13 protein-coding genes are annotated in these 18,077 nt (G+C 45.2%); 3 read left to right on the top strand and 10 right to left on the bottom strand.

Translation table 11 applies throughout. The features are described 5' to 3' along the window. Nucleotides 1-133 precede the first annotated feature (133 nt). Entirely contained in the window at nucleotides 134-487 is a 354-nt protein-coding gene (locus KKA81_11440) for a hypothetical protein (GenBank protein ID MBU2651540.1), read from the top strand. On the opposite strand, the gene KKA81_11445 is transcribed toward KKA81_11440, so the two are convergent. From KKA81_11445 to KKA81_11465, 5 genes are all read right to left on the bottom strand, one after another. After that, nucleotides 459-1,220 carry a hypothetical protein gene (locus tag KKA81_11445; GenBank protein ID MBU2651541.1) on the bottom strand — a complete coding sequence of 254 codons (762 nt, stop codon included), beginning with the start codon at nucleotides 1,218-1,220 and terminating at the stop codon, nucleotides 459-461. The genes KKA81_11440 and KKA81_11445 overlap by 29 nt on opposite strands. 5 nt (nucleotides 1,221-1,225) lie before the next feature. Then, a complete protein-coding gene (locus tag KKA81_11450; protein MBU2651542.1) occupies nucleotides 1,226-3,661 on the bottom strand; it encodes a TonB-dependent receptor in 2,436 nt (811 codons plus the stop codon). 1 nt (nucleotide 3,662) lies between these two features. Beyond that, nucleotides 3,663-4,961 (bottom strand): DNA photolyase family protein, encoded by a 1,299-nt coding sequence (locus KKA81_11455; protein MBU2651543.1) that lies wholly within the window; start codon nucleotides 4,959-4,961, stop codon nucleotides 3,663-3,665. Between the two features lie 89 nt (nucleotides 4,962-5,050). Next, a complete protein-coding gene (locus KKA81_11460) occupies nucleotides 5,051-5,962 on the bottom strand; it encodes a TIGR01777 family oxidoreductase (GenBank protein MBU2651544.1) in 912 nt (303 codons plus the stop codon). A 1-nt stretch (nucleotide 5,963) separates the two neighbouring features. After that, complete coding sequence (locus KKA81_11465) at nucleotides 5,964-8,858, bottom strand: choice-of-anchor D domain-containing protein (GenBank protein ID MBU2651545.1); 2,895 nt, start codon at nucleotides 8,856-8,858, stop codon at nucleotides 5,964-5,966. Nucleotides 8,859-8,961: 103 nt separating this feature from the next. Between KKA81_11465 and KKA81_11470 the strand changes: the two genes are divergently transcribed. Next, nucleotides 8,962-10,290 (top strand): MATE family efflux transporter, encoded by a 1,329-nt coding sequence (locus KKA81_11470; protein MBU2651546.1) that lies wholly within the window; start codon nucleotides 8,962-8,964, stop codon nucleotides 10,288-10,290. A gap of 21 nt (nucleotides 10,291-10,311) precedes the next feature. Here the strand turns inward: KKA81_11470 and KKA81_11475 are convergent, their stop codons facing one another. After that, nucleotides 10,312-11,433 (bottom strand): phytase, encoded by a 1,122-nt coding sequence (locus tag KKA81_11475; GenBank protein ID MBU2651547.1) that lies wholly within the window; start codon nucleotides 11,431-11,433, stop codon nucleotides 10,312-10,314. A 168-nt stretch (nucleotides 11,434-11,601) separates the two neighbouring features. Then, on the bottom strand, nucleotides 11,602-12,420 hold the full coding sequence (locus tag KKA81_11480) for a mechanosensitive ion channel (protein ID MBU2651548.1): 819 nt from the start codon (nucleotides 12,418-12,420) through the stop codon (nucleotides 11,602-11,604). Nucleotides 12,421-12,507: 87 nt separating this feature from the next. Here KKA81_11480 and KKA81_11485 point away from each other — a divergent pair, with 87 nt between their 5' ends. Next, nucleotides 12,508-14,172 carry a DUF748 domain-containing protein gene (locus tag KKA81_11485; protein ID MBU2651549.1) on the top strand — a complete coding sequence of 555 codons (1,665 nt, stop codon included), beginning with the start codon at nucleotides 12,508-12,510 and terminating at the stop codon, nucleotides 14,170-14,172. Here the strand turns inward: KKA81_11485 and KKA81_11490 are convergent. The 3 genes from KKA81_11490 to KKA81_11500 all read right to left on the bottom strand — a co-directional run. Continuing rightward, the gene (locus KKA81_11490; protein ID MBU2651550.1) at nucleotides 14,164-14,775 is read right to left on the bottom strand and encodes a hypothetical protein; all 612 of its coding nucleotides are present in this window, start codon (nucleotides 14,773-14,775) and stop codon (nucleotides 14,164-14,166) included. The two genes, KKA81_11485 and KKA81_11490, sit on opposite strands and share 9 nt — an antisense overlap. Before the next feature lie 29 nt (nucleotides 14,776-14,804). Continuing rightward, nucleotides 14,805-17,507: a DUF3352 domain-containing protein gene (locus KKA81_11495; GenBank protein ID MBU2651551.1), complete on the bottom strand. Its 2,703-nt coding sequence runs from the start codon at nucleotides 17,505-17,507 to the stop codon at nucleotides 14,805-14,807. Between the two features lie 103 nt (nucleotides 17,508-17,610). Beyond that, a partial coding sequence (locus KKA81_11500) for a ribonuclease HII (GenBank protein ID MBU2651552.1) occupies nucleotides 17,611-18,077 on the bottom strand: 467 nt, incomplete at its 5' end.

Genomic DNA, 18,077 nt, shown 5'->3' on the forward strand with positions numbered 1-18,077 from the left:
GAGGGGCCGGGGGTGAGGTGTTATGATCGAAGAGGGGCCGGGGGCACAATTTTAACATTCCTTACAAGAATTTTCTTCTTGCAAATCAATACTTTTTGTTGTAATTTTAGTACAAACAAAATCCTCTTTCTATATGGGAGAAATTAAGATGTTTTATTTGCGGGGGCGTTCCGGGAAGCATTACCGGTTCTATTCGTTTACTGCTGCCGGTCAGTTCAAGAGGGAGGGAGGAGTATATATCATCGCCAGAAGGACAGATGATAACGATAAAAGTCATCACGATGTGATAGACATCGGAGAAACAGAAGACCTGTCTACTCTGAACGACTATATTCTTACGAATACAGCATCAGATGAAGATGCCAATTGCATTTGTGCCCGGTTGGAAGGCAATCCTTTAAAAAGAAGGGAGGCCATTGATGATCTCAAAATAGGGATCACTTCCGGGTTGAAGGTGATTATTGCTCCTCCGGGAAGCGAATTTTGATCACGGCACTGATTTCCAATGCCGATGTAAGCGTTTCCAGATCCCGGTACAGTTTACCGTCTTTCCCGCTGTAATGGCTATGGCCTATGGGTTTCATGATGTATTCATCCTGCATGTAAGCAGGATCGATGATGGCTTCATAAACCACTGCAGGCTGGCTTGACGACATGTATTCCTTGTCGTTTAAGTACTTGTTGTTTGTCCAGAATTCATTCCAGTCCCATGATTGGTTAATCTCCAGCAGGATACGTATTTGGTCATCGTTACGATCCGGGATAAAACTCTTCAGGGTGAAATTCCCGGTTGGGGTAGGGCCTGTGATGGCATCAGGAACAGGGTTTTCCGGAGTAGGCAAATAAAGTCCGTCGGCTTCCTGCACACCTCTTTTATGCGCCCAATATGGCAAAGCGGCCGGTCTCCGTGCTTCTCCGGGTTGCCATTTTCCTTGCGATGCTTGTGCCCGTTGAAATGTTCCTTTGCCTATGGATTCTGCTATATACAATGTGGCAATGTAGTTACTGTCCATATCTTCAACCCAGATTGCAAGTAAAGGATAATTAAAGGAAGGGCCTTTACGGAAGGTTATTTCAACCGGCCTGCCGGTGCTGTCGGGTAATGTGGATAAAACGAAGTTTTCTTCAGGGTCAATACCTGATTTCCTGGAAGAACTGCAGGATACAAAAACTACAGTTGCCAGAAAAGCTAACACTATAGAAATGGCAATGTATCGCATAGGATTTACTTTTTGTTTTTCTTATTAAATACACTAAACTCAACGATAACCCCTAATGTTGGCAGAATGGTACCGGCTTCGCTGGGTATCTCCTTGAGAAGATAACGTTGCTGGTCAACCGGATCCGATGGGTTGATGATAATGGGATTACCACTGGCATCTGTTACCTGTATAAGGTTATCGGGTTCTTCTCCTTTAAAATTATAAACATTCTGGATGTCGAGATAAAAGGTTAATGACCAGTTTTTAAAGAACCAGGATTTATCGACGCGTATATCCAGCTGGTGGAATGATCTAAGACGCAAGGTGTTGAATTCATCGAAATCAAGATATCCCCTGCCATTGGCATTCCATGCTTGTACGAGGCTCGACTTGTTGATGTCCCATGGCGTGTAAGGAGCTCCGCCAACATATCTCCATCGTGCTCCCACATCCCAGTTTCCGCGGAAGCTTGTCCTGGCTGTCAGGTTAAGTATATGTTTGTTGTCCCAGGCAGATGGAATGTATATCCCATTCTTATCCTGGAATTTGCTTCTTACGAAAGTGTACGAAAGTATTGTGCTGATGCGGTCGAAGACCTTTCCCCTGGCGAATACTTCCGCTCCAAATGCCTGTCCTTTGGATGTAGAGATGACCTCTTCATCTCCAAATGTGCCATAACCTCCACCTTTACTGGCCAGACTGATGGAGTCGGTCACGGAAAAAGGATAATCGTCGTAGTATTTGATGAATCCCTCCAGCGAAAACTGTACGTCGGGATTGGGGCTGTATTCAATACCTCCGACAATATGGTCCGCACGGATGTATGTGAGGTCATTGTCACGGTTAACCAGCTCCCCCTGGTTGTTTTTGAATCCCAGTGTTGTAAATGCCGGTCGCTGATAATATCTGCCGGTATTGAAATTCAGGTACCAGTTGTCCGCCATCACCCAGGATGCGGAAAAACGGGGTGAAATTTGCTTCAGCAGGTTGTTCATCGTGGATGAATAATTGTTTGCATCAGCACGTACACCAAGGGATAGCGATAAGCGCTCCCGGAAAAACCCACGGGTTATCTGACCAAACAGATTCCATGACCACAGATCCAGGTTGCTGTCGTAGTTAATGGTAACCGGTCCCTTATCGTCGTAAGAAAGCAGGTATGTCTCATTAGAATAGGTTGCATATTCGAGCCCGGCTCCGTAATTCAGGCGAAAACCTTCGCGGTTGAGGTCGTGTTCATATCTTAGCTTATTCTCAGCTTCCTGGGAGGTATAGTCGTAAGTTTTATTGGCTTCGGAGCTTTCGTCGTTATTGCGGTATTTTATCGAGCGGTTATCCAGGAAGTTGCGGCTTAAAACAAAGGTATGATTCCCGGTGCTTCCGAAATGTTTATAAACGGCCCCGATAGCATATGTACGCTGTTTGTTGGATGGAAGAAAGCTTAAAATATACTGTTGGTCTTCTGTTGGATTTTTTAGTCCTGTATTTAGCCTGAAATCGTCGATAGAGCCTAATCCGATAAAGGTCAGCGTATTTTTTTCATCCAGGATGATCCGGTTTTTCAGCTGGAAATCGTTGTAAGTGGGCAGGAAAGGAAGTCCGAGAGCATCAAAGAGGAATTGCAGGTAAGATCTGCGGGCAGAGATTATATAGGTTGATTTCTTCCCCAATGGTCCTTCCATGGTAAGCGCCAGGTCGGATGCTCCTACGGTTCCCCTGATGATTGTCCGTTCGGGATTGCCATTCTTCATTTTCATCTCCAGGATAGAACTGAGTGCATTGCCTCTGCTTGCAGGAAATGCGCCCGAATACAGATCTACTTCCCGGAGGAAATCGGCATTGATGATGCCTACGGGCCCACCCGAAGCACCTTGTGTGGAAAAATGATTGATGGTTGGTATCTCGACATCTTCCAGATAGAATTTATTTTCGCTTGGGCCACCACCCCTGACAATAATGTCGTTGCGGTATGAAACGCTGGAGGCAACACCCGGGAGGTTTTGAATAACCCTGGAAATATCCCTGTTGGAGCCCGGATTTTTCTCAATTTCAGAGACTCCAAGGGACCGGATACTTACAGGACTCTGGTTATCACGCTCAAACGGACTAGACCTGACTACCACCTCCTGTAACTGGACTTGTGCAGGGGTCATAGGTATGTCGAGGAATACGGCCCCTACATTGGTTACAGCAACCTCCTCGGTGATGCGGTTCTGGTAACCGACTGCCGTAGCAGTAAGGGTTACAAATCCCGGATTGAGTCCGGTAAACGTAAAGTTACCATCAAAATCCGATGTAGTACCAATCGAGGTATTGGTGATAATGATATTGGCAAATGGAATGGGTTCGTTGGTGTTGGTGTTGAATATTCTTCCTTTTACCGACCCCGTTTGTGCGTGCAGCGTAATCAACGATGCAACCATGAATATCAATGTAAGTGTTATTTTATGTTTCTTCATTTTACAAAACCTCCTGATAGGCCTTTAGCGCTCTTTCTCTCGCAAATTTGTGTTCAACAATGGGTTTGGGATAAGAAGCAGTATCGAATTCGGGAACAAATTTTCTTATATACTCCTTCCTGGGATCGAATTTCTTTTGCTGGCTTTCGGGATTGAAAATCCTGAAATAGGGAGCGGCATCGCACCCGGTGCCGGCTGCCCATTGCCATCCTCCGTTGTTTGACGATAATTCAAAGTCAAGCAGTTTGTCTGCAAAATATTTTTCACCCCAGCGCCAGTCAATCAACAGGTGTTTTGTCAGGAAGCTGGCGCATATCATCCTGATACGGTTGTGCATATATCCTGTTTGGTTAAGCTGGCGCATGCCGGCATCCACAAGGGGATAGCCTGTTTGTCCGTTGCACCATGCCATAAACTCTTCCTCGTTGTTTCTCCAGAGCATGTTGTCGTAAGCCGGCCGGAAAGCCCTTCCCTCCACAAACGGAAAATGCCAGAGTATCATCATATAAAACTCACGCCAGATAAGCTCGTTAAGAAAAGTCTCGTTAAGGCTTGCAGCCGTTTTGACCAGGTCCCGGATGCTGATGGTCCCGAACCTGAGGTGCGGCCCCAGACGGCTGGTTCCGTTCAGAGCCGGATAATCGCGCGTTTGATCGTACTTCCCGATGATGTCAGTATCGATGGTTCCTTCAGGAAAATGCCCATCCCCTGCAACAAATCCCATGTCTTCAAGTGAAACCAAAGGAAATGGCTGGGTCTTCAGCAAGCGGTTGAGGTGCTTTTCCGAAGGATATTCCTGGATTGCAGCCAAATCCAATTTCGCTTTCCACTTTTTCATGTATGGAGTGAAGATACTATAAGGTTTGCCATCATCCTTCATAACCTCATTTTTTTCCAGGATGACCTGGTCTTTGAAGGTGTGAAAAGCAATGCCCTTTGATGAAAGGATCCGGGCTATGTTATGATCCCTTCGGATGGCGTATGGTTCATAATCATGGTTAATATAAACCGCCGATACCGTGTACTGAGAGGTTAGGGATTCTATGATCTGCTCAGTATTTCCATACAATGTGAGCAGGCTGCTACCGTAAGTTTCAAGTTCCTTTTTCAGACCGGCGATGCGGGAGTGTATAAACGAAACCCTTCTGTCGTAGGGTTTTTCCAGGTTGTCCAGTATCCCGGTGTCGAAGATGAAAACCGGCAACACAGGATATTGGCCTTGTAAGGCAGCATAAAGTCCTGCGTTGTCAACAGTCCGGAGATCTCGCCGGAACCAGAATATGGAAATGGGTTCTTTCATGGATCAAAGCTGATTGCTGGATTTCAGTTATCCCATAAACAGATTGGGGCCTAATATGTTCAATGAATATGTAAAAATATTAAACAAAATTAGGAATACATCGAACCCAGGGCTTTATTTGCCTCGGGGAACTCAAATTGAAATCCGTTATCGGTCAGGCGTTTAGGAATCACTTTCTGGCTGGCGAGCAGCAGGGCATCTGCTCTTTCTCCCAGGAAAAGTCTGAGGGCAGGCCGTGGAAGCGGCAACCATGATGGCCTGTTCATGACTTTTCCAAAAACCTTGAGGAAGTCTTTTATCTGCATCGGCTCCGGAGCAGTGAGATTGAACATTCCCGAAAGATCCGTTTGATCAAGCAGAAACAAAACAGCGTTTACTTCATCCCTGAGGGCTATCCAGGAAAACCATTGTTTACCATTTCCCGGGGGACCTCCGGCGAAGAGCCTGAAAGCCGGTTCCAATGCCTTCAGCATACCTCCGTTGCGGCCTATCACAACCCCCGTCCTGATCCAGACAACCCGGATGCCCATTTCCGTCAACGGGTTTGCTGCATTTTCCCATCTTTCAACCAGATCAGGTAAATAACCCCTTCCTCTGGGAGATTCTTCATCAAAGGTTTGTGCCGGATGGTTGCCGTAAAATCCAATAGCGGATCCTTGTATGAAGACTTTCGGTTTGTTGCCGGCCAGACGAATCGCTTCAACAAGCTTTTGGGTAGTGAGTATGCGGCTGTCCTCCATAATTTTCTTATAGGAGGCCGACCAGGATCTGGCCGATATATCTGCTCCGGCAAGGTTTATCACCGCGTCACAGGTTTCAAGTACTTTGGCCAGGTCTGCTACAGGCAGTTGCCAGGAAATGGCCTGAACAGAGGTATCAGGCAAGCGATTCCTTTCCTGGGGCCTTGTTGAAAGGGCAACAAGGCTATGGCCATCCTGAAGCAGCTTTTTACTGAGGGCTGTTCCAATGAAACCTGTGGCGCCGGTGATCAGAATATGCATCTTAGTGTATGGTTATTTTAAGGGTTGTCAGGCTGTTTCCGTGTTGAATGCTGATGAAGTAAATGCCGCCGGAAAGTCCTGAAAGGTCGGCCGGTATCCTTTGAACTCCAGCCGATTCCTCAGCTTCATGGAGAGTCCCTATGTCCATTCCAAGGCTGTTCAGGATCCTTATCACTGTCTTCCCACTTTCTTGTAAAGTGTATTCGATGATCAGAGGAGAACCTTCATCCGTATTCAATGGATTCGGAAAGGCATGAGCCTTGATATTCCCAATAGCCGGTTTTTCATTAATGCCTACTGCCGAATTTAAGCCTCCCGAATAACAGAAGATCTTCCCATATCTACCGCCGGCAACCATTTCCATCGAATGATCACCTGTGATATCGGGGATGGAATTGATGGCATCCACCGGTTCCGAGTAGTTTATGGATTCCAGCACTTCGCCGTCGGTTCCGTTCAGGAAATAGCAATAATTGTTTGTAAAGAGGGTCCCGACGATCACATCGTTAATACCATCACCGGAAACATCACTGATACGGGCTACATTCCACGACTTATCGGAAAGCGACTGAAACCATATGTTGGAAGCATCCTGCCCGTTTATCACGGTTGCATTTGTTCCGCTGTAACCGGGTGTGAAATCGGGGAGTGCATCACCGTTAACGTCGTCAAGTCTGGCAAATCGGGTAATAATATTGGAGAATCCCAGGCTTCCTGAATAAAGCTCTGCTCCGTCTTCCGCATCCAGGAAATAGTAATTCCCTCCGAAATCGCCGGCAATGATATCCTGGACCCCTTTGCCATTGATGTCGCTGAGTTGTCCGAGTGCCCACACCGAGGATCCTCCGGCTTCGAAAGTCCATTCGATATTACCATCTGCGCCGTTGATACCATAAACATAACCCTGCAGTTCACCGGCATCAGAGGCTCCGGCCACTGCATCGGGGATATTATCACCGTTAAAGTCTTTCACGCCGATCACGGAAAAATTAGGACCTCCGGTATAGCAGTCCCAGATGTCATCTCCTGTTTTTCCATCGATAGCAAACACGCGGGCCGGTCCGGAGCCATCGCCGTCGCTCACGGCCGCAAGCACATCAGGGAATGCATCACCATTATAATCATAGGATGCATCAACCTGGAAAACCCATCCGCCTTCGCCGCCCCATGAACTCGTGAGGAATTTCCATAAGACACTGCCTTTTTTTCCTGAAAGAGCTATAACCGAACGGTCGCCTCCGGTTGTTCCCACGATCACATCCTCATACCCGTCGCCATTAATGTCGGGGATCACAGTAATATCATTCTGATATGCCACGTTTCCTGAATACACATTGGTGGTCCACATGACATCGGCCATACCCGATGAATTTCCGTTGAAACAGCGGATGTTATTGTCTTCAGAGCATACAACCACCTCATCAACACCATCGCCGGTAATATCCTTAACGGGATGTATTGCCTTGGGACTATTGTCGAAGCTTTCATCGATATAATAATACCAGAGTGCCTCCCCGATGGGCCATTGTGCGTCGTTTCCTTCACCCTCCAGGAATACCATGGTTGGGTTATGGGCCAGGTCGTTATTGACGATTTCCAGTTCACCATTGTAGTAGCTTCCCTGAACCGGATGGAACCAGATACCGATTTCTGCTGTTTCCAGGGGTAAAAGCTCGATGGGAAAAACTGTTTCCTGTTCGACAATGAATTCGGGGATCGAGGAATTGATTTCGGTGATGGAGAGGCTTTCACTGCCGATGTTTTTTATTTCCAGGAACCATCGTGTATACGCGTTCATTCTTACCAGGCCGTAGTCGTGGGTTGATTGGGTGATCACGATGCTAGGGCCGGGATTGACGGCTTCTCCGAGGAGTGCGACATCCAGATTGGGTGTTATAGGATCACTGGACTGCACTGTGATGGATGTGTTAAGCGTACCTGGCTGGAGAGGGGCATAGGTAATGGGAATGTCAGCCGAGTGCCCGGGTTGAATAACCAGCGGAGGCGTGAAGGTAGTCGAAATGGGTTGACCGGAAGGAATGACAATCCCGGTAATGCTTAAATCGGCCGTACCGGTATTTTGCACTTCCATGTCCCAGGTTTCCGATGTGCCGGTTGTTACGGTTCCATAATCGTGGGAGCGTTGGGGGATATTGATGGCGGGGGTGCCTGCACCACCCAGGTCAACCTTATAAAGCGTGCTGTTGGAGCTGAGTTGTCCATCGACGTACCAAAGATAAATGCCATCGAAAACGATTCCTGCGGGTTTAATATTTTCTGAAGGGTGTTGTTCCAGGATAGTGCCAGTAACGTCCACTTTATAGAGCATATTAGCGTTATAGTCCGCAATCCACAGGTCGGCACCTTCCAGGCATATATCCCAGGGCTGGTCGGCCGGGGGCACAAACTGGGAAAGAGGAGACCCGGTGTTATCTACTTTGTAGGTGGTTCCGGGATCAGGGTAGTAGGTGTTCACCCAGAAATCACCGTCATCCCATGCTATCCCCGACATGTAATGATCGGGCAGGGGGATGGTGGAGATGATGTTTCCCGTCATGTCCAGTTTTGTAGCCAGGGCCGGCTGTGAACTTGAAGCCGGCTGATCAATGATCCAGAGGTGGGTTCCGTCGTAGGTCATGCCATATGAATCATCAATCGCAGGATTAATGAAAAGCACAGAAGCTGTTCCTGTTGCAGGATCAAATTTGTAAAAATGATCCCCGTTGGCACCATAGATGCCGTAATAGAGAAAGGTCCCATCCCAGGCAAGGCCTGAAGCTTTGCCCGGCACTGTATAACTTGCCACGATCGACCAGTCGCGGTTTTGAGCAAAAGTGTCTGAAACAGGAAGAAGTAGTAAAAAGATCATTCCTGAAAGAAAAAGTTTTTTCTTCATAACCATAGGTTTAGTATGAACAGTTTTCACAAAAATAGCAGAATAAACTCAAAAAAGAAACACATACCGGAATTGGCATCATTTACCTAATTTTGCCCCGCCTATGATACCCACAACCAGCATAACATACCGCAGGATCTGGCAGATCGCTTATCCTATCATACTGGGCAGCGTTGCACAGAACATTATCAATGTTACCGACACTGCCTTTCTGGGAAGGGTCGGAGTAGTGGCCTTAGGAGCTGCAGCAATAGGCGGTCTTTTTTACATTGTGATTTTCATGCTGGGTTTCGGATTTGCCATCGGGACGCAGATCATTGTCGCTAGGCGTAACGGCGAGGAAAAATACACGGAAATAGGGCAGACCATGGAACAGGCGGCCTGGTTCATGCTGCCCCTGGCATTATTGATGTTTGTGTTCATGCAGTTCCTTTCCGGCAGCATGTTGTCGGGGATCATTGGCTCGGAGGATGTTTTTCGCGAAACGGACAATTTCATCCGCTACCGATCCTACGGCATCTTTTTCGCATTCACAAACCTTCTGTTCAGAGCATTCTATATTGGTATTGCAAGAACGAAGGTTATTACCTGGAGCACGATGGTTTTGGCCCTTGTGAATGTCTTCCTGGATTATTCATTGATTTTCGGTCATTTTGGCTTTCCTGAAATGGGCATACGCGGGGCTGCCCTTGCTTCGGTGATTGCCGAGGCATCTGCAACCTTGTTTTTTGCAGTTTTTACTATTTCCCGTACTTCCAGGAAAAAGTATGATCTCTTTTCATTTCGTGGTTTCCGGAAGGAGCTGTTCACCAGGATATTTATGCTTGCCTCACCGATCATGGTGCAAAATTTTCTTTCTATCGGATCCTGGTTGGTCTTTTTCCTGATGGTTGAAAAGATGGGAGAATTGCCACTTGCAGTTTCCAATGTCATCAGAAGCTTTTACATAGTCCTGATGATCCCGATCTGGGGATTTTCTTCAGCAACCAATACCCTTGTAAGCTATGTCATCGGAGCCCGCCGGCGTGCGGAAGTCCCGGGAGTGATCTTCAAAAATGTAATACTTACTTTTATCGCGGTTACTTTGTTTGTGCTGATAAGTCTGGGATTTCCGGAACAGATCCTTTCTATATATTCCAACGATGCCGGACTGATCAGTGCCAGTATTCCTGTCCTTAAGGTGGTTAGCTTAGCGGCAATTTTTTTATCCGTTTCTTTTATTTTATTTAATGGGGTTTCAGGAACCGGCAAAACACAGTATTCTCTTATTATTGAGTTTATTACCATTGTTGTGTACCTGATTTCCACTTACCTGATGGTAAATGTATGGCATTTAAACATCGTCATCATCTGGACTACAGAGTACATTTACAGTATAATCATGGGCTTATTATCCTTCCTGTACCTGTACTATCAACGCTGGAAGCAGTGATTGGCTTTTCCTGGATAAATATTAGTTTCTCGGGTTATAGCCTTCGTTTCCTGATGATAAAGGAGGAGTAAAGTAATCGGCGATGGTTCTCCAGCTTACGAGTTTGAAATTTTGCGGTCGAACGGTTTCACCATCGGTGTTCACGTCGTCCTGGATAACCATTAAGCCACCCGGGAACATACTTCCTAAAGGAAAGGATGTGATCTCAATACCGTCGGTACCTTCTGTACCATCTATCACTCCATCGGCAACCCTGAATATTCCGAGATATTCATGGTTGGGGTTGCGTTTGAAGACGAGGTATCCGTTGTTTCCCTGGCTTGAAGCAACGAGGTATCCATTGCCTGATCCGGTGATAAACAGGGCCAATCCTTCTATATCGAAGGCTACATCCGGGTTATCGCTACCACTGTTAGGGATAAAGAAGCCATCCGCCGGTTTATCGGGGCATGCCGGGAAGCGCCAGATACCTCTTCCTTCTTCCCCGATGAACAAGGATCCGTTGGCATCGTCGCAAACCATCCCTTCCACCTGGCTGTCCAGTTTCCAGTGCCGGACGAGCACGGCATCGGCTTTTCCTTCACCGGAGGGTAAAAGTTGCCATTGCTGTACATTCCCGTTGGTGTCGTTTACATAGGCAAAAAATTGTCCGGTGGCCGGGTTCCGGTAAAGACAGAACCCATAAGCATCCGTCATACCGAGTGTATCGATGCTGATCTCCCTTGCTGCAATATCCGTGAGGGCTCCCGACCGGGAATCAATGGCAAATATTTCAATGGTAAGATTGGAGCGGTTACCGCCTGCAGCAATGTCAATACTTACAGAATCATTGAGCGGGAAACCATAGCGAACATCAACGTTATTTATCCGGCCGGCAGGATAAAAGAATTTTTGACGGCCGTTAAGATCATATACCCCTAACCCTGATTTTTTATTTGTTCCTATGATTGTGCTTGAATCAGGATATTCAGGATGAATCCAGATGGCCGGGTCATCGGCGGCATCATCACCCAGGCCGGCAGCAACAGGCTCGGTTTCAACAATCGCAGTAATAGTCATTCGGCCTGCTTTATCTTCACATGAGGTTAAAAAAAACATCAGCATAAACACATTGATGCCAATGGTCAGTCCGTTAAGTTTCATAATTGTGTCTTAAATCATAAAAAAATCGTACTATTTCATTTGTCATTTTAAAGTTATGAATAAACTGTAAAAGCTATCAAACTTATGAATAATGCAGAAAGGAGATGTTAATTTATCGTTAATTAAAGATTCTAACCTTCCTGCGAAGGCCCGGACCATTGAAAACAATTATTTCACCTGATGAACATAAACATCCTGCTGCGGGTAAGGAATGGAAATGCCATTGGCATCGAAGGCCTTTTTCACACTTTCCATCAGATAAAAATATACATCCCAGTAGTCAGGGGAATTTACCCAAACTCTGACAACCAGGTTCACTGAGCTGTTACCGAGGTCGTTGACCGCAACAAAAGGAGGATCCGGTTCGTTGATGATCCTCTTATCGGTTCTGATGAGACCCATTATTACCTCTTTGGCTAAGTCAATATCGTCCTTATAATCTATTCCGAAGATAAAATCAACCCTGCGCTTATCTTCATCTGAGTAATTTATCAATATTCCATTAATAACGAGAGCATTTGGTACGACGATGGTCTTGTTGTCGACAGTCTTCAAAACGGTATGAAAAACCTGTATGGCTTTAACGGTTCCCATTTCACTTTGAATCTTCACGAAATCACCTAATTTGTATGGTTTCATAAACAGGATAAAAATCCCACCGGCTACATTTTGCAATGTTCCCGACAATGCCATACCTATACCTATACCAATGGAGGCAAATATGGCAAGAAATGCGGTAATCTCCACTCCAACCATTCCAATAACTGTAATGATAAGAACGATCTTCAAAAGGATGGATAAAAGGCTCTTTAGAAATGTTTTCAGGGAAGGATCAATATTCCTTCTTTCCATCATCCTGAATACACCTTTTGAAAGTACTTTGATCAGCCATAAACCGATAATTAGTGTTACAATGGCCAGTAACAGCTTAGGACCGTAATTCATTATCAGTTCGACTGCATAATCTGTGTATTTGCTAATGTCCATGACTATAAACTTATTGATTATCTTTATTGTTTTATCATACGATAAAGTAACAAAGTTTTTAGCAAATAGTTCTGATATTAAAATACAATGAGAATTAAAGTTGTACAAACTCCTGTTTCCCGTGCCAGATACCGTTTATTCCTTTATCCATTGGCAATTTTTCTGCTGTTTATCGTTTTTGCCGGTTTCCTTGCCGGTAAATTTCTGGAAAGGCAGGTTAAAAATGCGATCCTGGAGCAAAATACAGGAATGAATATCAGCTTTGAGGATATTCATGTAAATGTTATCAGTCGTTCAGTCAGGGTTACCGGATTGGATATCCGGGTTAAAGCTGATACAACCGCAAGGGTTTATCTCGAGAAATTGGAGGTGAAAGGGTTTCGGGTAATGCCATGGTTTCGTGCGCGAAAAATCGCAATGAGTGAGTTAAATTCCAATGGGCTGGTTGTTTCGGGTAAGTTCGGATCATTCAGGGATGGATTCCGTGTGGAAAGCAGGCCTGACAAAGACACTATGGTTGAAACTCATGCTGATAACAAACCAGGCAGCCTTGAGATAAAGAATATTCGTTTTACGGGATTAAGCATGAACCTAAGCCATATGCCGGGGGGCGTTTTCCGGGTGAGGTGCAGTGATATGGATTTGGAAGTTGATGACCTGGAGTTTTTGTTTAACGACACTGTCCGTGCTATTCCCTTAAATGTCGGTGTGTTCAGAATGGATGTTTATGAGCCTTTCCTGGTTTTTAAGGATGGGTTTTATGCAGTCAGGGCTTCACAAATTGCTATGAATACAGCGGATTCATCGTTGAAAGTGGACACGTTCCGCCTGGTTCCCCAATACAGTATGAAGGAATTTGGGGAAAAACATGGCCTGCAGACCGACCGTTTTGATGTGAATGCCGATTTGATGCAGGTCAGCGGGATTGATTATGCCGGTATGATAAAAGATAAAACCTTCTACATAGAAAAAATTCTGATTGATCATCTTGATGCGAATATTTTCCGTGATAAAAATATCCCATTTGATTACAATAATTTTCCTGCCCTTCCGCAGTCACTTCTACGAAAGATTCAGGTTCCCATGAGGATAGATAAGTTTTTGGTTCAGAGATCCAGGATTGAGTACCGTGAGCTTTTGCAAGGCTCAGTGGAGGAAGGAATGGTTTTCCTGAGTGACCTTGACCTGGGTATTTCCAATATCAGCAGTTCCCAGGGTGCCATTCCTTTGAAAGTTGATGCCCGTGCGTTGCTATACGGTCAGGGCAGAATGAATGTGTCGGTTATCATGCCTATGGATGTTACCCGTGATACTTTTGAGTTTCATGGGAACCTTGGAAGGATGGACTTTGCTGCATTCAACCCCATGGCTGTTCCCAACGGGCATATCCGTTTTGAATCGGGCTTGCTTGATTCAGTGTATTTTGAGGCACGCGCCAACAATCAATATGCCTCCGGGCTTATGAATATGCTGTATCAGGATGTTTCCGTCAGCCTTTTAAACAAGAAGCGGCCAGACATGCATAAACAAGGTTTTCTTTCTTTTATGGCCAATACTGTTATCCATAAATCAAATCTGCCGGGGGAAGATCATAATCGGGTTGCTGAGATGTATTTTCAGCGGGATCAGAATAAGGGTTTGATCAACTACCTTTGGAAAACTGTTTTCAGCGGGATGAAAAACAGTATGCAGCCGGGAGGGAAAGTCCAACGGAAGCCTTCTTCCAAAGAAGAAGGCAGGACATCAGATTAGTTTCTTCCTTTTTAGCTGACGGAAAACCGTTTTGCCAAGCGAACGGGCAAGAGATTCAACCGAGGCAGGATTGATGGTGGATGTCTGAGCCGTCCAAACAAGCATATCTCCCCGGTTGCTGTAAAGGCTGGCTTCGATTTTTACAATGGTATCGCGCCTTACATAACCCGGAGAGTTTACCAGATTGTAGTGGTTATAATAATAGGTATAGTAATTAAAATAATATTGAGGCAGGAAATAGGTTTGGTCGGGTGCATAGGATTCCTGCTCTTTTATGCTCAGGAGTCTGAAGATCAGGATTGCATCGACTCCCAGGCTGTCGAATTTCATTTCAAACTGATAATACTTAAAGGAGGTATCGCTCTTCAGTTTCGTATAAGCAGGAATAGCACTCATACCTTTATCATTGAAAACTCCTGAAACGGTGCTTTCAAATGCATATCGCTGTTCGGGTTTATCGGAAAGCGCCAGGATGGTCAGGCTGTTGAATCGTTTGCCTTTGTAATAAGGATCCGTCCATGATGTATGGATCCCGGTGGAGCAACCGGATAGGATAAGTATTGCCATCAGTGTGATAAGGGCAGTTGGAATGGTTTTTTTCATATGAACCGGGTTTTAATAAACTTGTAAATTTACTGGAAATAATAATTCAGGAGTGACCGCCCCGAGCCGGCAATGATATTTAACTGACCATCGTTCAGGAGACTTCCAACCAGAATCTGTGTGTTCCCGATCATGTCGGGAGTACTCAAAAGGTTGCCATCCTTGTCGAACAGGTATATTTTTCGTGTCTCGTCGGCTACGATCCCAATAATGTTCTCATTACCCGAAAGAGGTATTACCACGGGAGATGATCCAATTTCGTTGGTAAACTCATAGGTCATTATTGGTTCTTTAAACCTGTCATAAACAAGAAGTTTGTTTTTATCCAGGAAAATAAAATCTTTATGACCGTTACGGTCGAAATCTTCATACAGGAAATAATGACCCGGTGAAAAACTTCCGAAATCAGTACGGGTTATACTACCATCGGTTTTGATATACGTCAGCCGGCCATCCTGATCGGTTGTGATCATGATACCTTTGGCGCTGTTGGTTTTATTTTCATAAAAAGCCGAATGACGGGCGTTGGTGAATCCTTCCCGAAGACGTATTCTGTCGTTGCCTTTTCTGTCGCAGATGCGTACATTGCCTTCCTGGTCGGTAATAATGATATAATCTTTGTTAAAAGCCCGGATATATTCTACAGGATCAATTACAGGTTTGAGGGCAAGAGGTTTCTTCCAACCAGAAACGGGGAGTCCTTTCTTATCAAAACCATAAATCCTGTTGTCTTCCATAGCTACAAAGATCCGGTAATTCCTGTCCCCATCATAATCGAATACGGCGATCCCATTGGTGGCCCTGCCAGGTAATTTTACAGGATAATCCTCCACATCCCTGCCAAGGAGATCAACCAGGAATATGTTTCCTGCTGTGTTGAACATGTACTGGATTTTACCGTTGCCGTAATAATCTATCAGATGAACATCGCTGAGTACCGGTTCACCTATCATTCTTTTCCAGATGATTTTCCCGTTATGGTCGATCAGATACATCTGGTTGGATTCGTCGAAAACTATGATCTTAAGTGTATTGGTACGGTGATCCCTGACGAAATAGGGTTGTCCGCTGATCGCGTCATCAAGCGTTACCTTCCATAATGCGTAATCTTCCTGGATATAGGAAGGGTTATATTTAAGGTAAAGGTTTGTGTAGAGCATTTGATTCATGTAGCTGAATTGCATGGCTGCCCCCTCAAAATTTTTCAACACCCGGGAATTGTCGGTAATATATTGACTGAATGCAGAGGAGAGGTATCGTGCGGTCATATCCAAACCGTTGCGGGTATTAAGGTAAAAGAGCAGGTTCGACCGGTCGGAGATATTATCGGTAAACTTCCTGAAGTTAATATTGCTTTTCAGGTTCTTTCCTGAAATGAAACTCCCTATAAAACTCTCTAAGGATTGTGTAGAATTGGTAAAGACAATATAGTCTTCAACGGTTGTATAAAAGAGTCTGTCGGCACAGCTGAACAGACTGCCAAACAGTATTTCAGTCAGCCCCGGAGCATTCAGGATATTAATTTCGTAATCCTTGTATACATACCTGAAGTTGGGATCACTGACAACAGGCAGCATGGAATGTGCTTTGTCAATATCTCCGGTATGAATCACTACATAGCGGTCCTGAATATTATTCGCGGCATTGCTTCTGGTGAGGGCGAGTGAGACTTCTTTTCCTATCCAGGGAATGAAATATTGCAGCATATCTGCGCTGTTTTGTTCGTTAAGGTATCTGACGTGTTTGGTATAATCATCCGTTTTTCCTTTTTCTTCCAGGAAGGTCTTGTATTGCTCGTAATACAAGCGGAAATCACTGAACCCATAACTGAACAGGAAATTGGTATGATAAGGAAGTATGCGTGTTACGTTAATTTCCTGAGGCTCCTGGCCCGCGAACAATCCCAATAACTGTCCTTCATCGTCCGGTGCCAGTGAGGTGTATCCGTTCATCAGGATTTCATCCGTCTTGATGTTAATATCCAATTCTGTCCAGGAGGCCAGGTTTTTGAGTCCCCTGGCAGTTTCTGCATAATTTTCGTTAACCATTTTTTCAGCCAGCCGGTGGAAATCGGCTTGCCTTATGAACAGGTTGGCATCTACTTTCTTTCCTGCCGTTTCCTTAACCTTAATGAATTGCGGGTCTTCCGTCCGGGAGGAAAGATTCAGGGTTTCTATGGCTTTTCTCACCAGTTCCGGACTTGGGCTTGCAGCGAACACTTTCTTATAAACCGTGAAATACCAGGGTTTTGGTGAATCAATTGTATAAAAGGGTGCTCCGTTGTATTTGCTTTGGGTTATCGTATACTGAGGCCAAACGGAAGAAAAGAATTCAGGAATTGACTTATCTCGTATGGATTTCGACAATCCTGACAGGAAAAGAAAGGATAATGCGTTACTGTCGGCATGCATTGAGATGTATTGCTGGTTTTGTTCCAGGTCACCTTGCAGGGGTTGCCAGGCCATCCGAAGGGAGTCGAGTTGCAGCAGGTCATTCCAGAAAGCCGCATAAGTGGAGTTTTGAAGAAGATCAATATGCATTTTATTATCGGTACTGATCTCATTCCAAAGATCGACGATACCGTGGAACTCGGCAAAGATCAGTGATGAAGCCGGTATAGCCTGAGAAGGAGGTAGTGCCGGTCTTTTATAATGCGTATAAATGAGGTATGCTGCTGTAAGAAAGGCAACACTAAGAACGGTAAAAACTATGTATTTCAGATTTTTCTTCATAGTACGTGATTTGTTGCCGGATCATGATTTATCAAAGGTAAGGTATATTCACCGGCACTAAAAGGTGATAACGCATTTAAAACTAACAAGGGTATGTTAATTATTAAAACAACTTCCACTGGATCGATGAACGAAAGGAAACCCTGTGGTATGGACTCAGTCCATGGCGTGCGATGGCCAGCAAATGCTCATGCGTGGCATAGCCTTTATTTTTTTTCCAGTTATACTGTGGGTATTCTTCATGGATTTCATTCATAAAGGCATCGCGTTGTGTCTTGGCCAGGATGGAAGCAGCAGCAATACTCCGGTAAATACTGTCGCCTTTTATCAGGCATACATGGGGTATTCCGGTTTGATTGCTGAAGCGGTTTCCGTCTATGAGCAATCTGTCGGGCCGGATACTTAAATCGTTAACAGCTTTATTCATTGCCAGAAATGTGGCATTGAGGATATTGACTTTATCGATGGTTTGATGATCGATAAAAGCCACGGCAAAAGCGAGGGCATGGGCTTCAATTTCATTACGCAGGACTTCTCTGACACGGGGTTGCAGGAGTTTGGAGTCATTCA

It is taken from the genome of Bacteroidota bacterium (assembly GCA_018831055.1).
In the GTDB taxonomy this organism is placed as follows: domain Bacteria; phylum Bacteroidota; class Bacteroidia; order Bacteroidales; family B18-G4; genus M55B132.

Bases quoted from the DNA above. Each gene is read 5' to 3' on its own strand.
- KKA81_11455 (MBU2651543.1), bottom strand. From the start codon at position 4,961: ATGAAAGAACCCATTTCCATATTCTGGTTCCGGCGAGATCTCCGGACT.
- KKA81_11495 (MBU2651551.1), bottom strand. From the start codon at position 17,507: ATGAAGAAAAATCTGAAATACATAGTTTTTACCGTTCTTAGTGTTGCC.
- KKA81_11485 (MBU2651549.1), top strand. From the start codon at position 12,508: ATGAGAATTAAAGTTGTACAAACTCCTGTTTCCCGTGCCAGATACCGT.
- KKA81_11470 (MBU2651546.1), top strand. From the start codon at position 8,962: ATGATACCCACAACCAGCATAACATACCGCAGGATCTGGCAGATCGCT.
- KKA81_11460 (MBU2651544.1), bottom strand. From the start codon at position 5,962: ATGCATATTCTGATCACCGGCGCCACAGGTTTCATTGGAACAGCCCTC.
- KKA81_11465 (MBU2651545.1), bottom strand. From the start codon at position 8,858: ATGAAGAAAAAACTTTTTCTTTCAGGAATGATCTTTTTACTACTTCTT.
- KKA81_11445 (MBU2651541.1), bottom strand. From the start codon at position 1,220: ATGCGATACATTGCCATTTCTATAGTGTTAGCTTTTCTGGCAACTGTA.
- KKA81_11440 (MBU2651540.1), top strand. From the start codon at position 134: ATGGGAGAAATTAAGATGTTTTATTTGCGGGGGCGTTCCGGGAAGCAT.
- KKA81_11480 (MBU2651548.1), bottom strand. From the start codon at position 12,420: ATGGACATTAGCAAATACACAGATTATGCAGTCGAACTGATAATGAAT.
- KKA81_11490 (MBU2651550.1), bottom strand. From the start codon at position 14,775: ATGAAAAAAACCATTCCAACTGCCCTTATCACACTGATGGCAATACTT.
- KKA81_11450 (MBU2651542.1), bottom strand. From the start codon at position 3,661: ATGAAGAAACATAAAATAACACTTACATTGATATTCATGGTTGCATCG.
- KKA81_11475 (MBU2651547.1), bottom strand. From the start codon at position 11,433: ATGAAACTTAACGGACTGACCATTGGCATCAATGTGTTTATGCTGATG.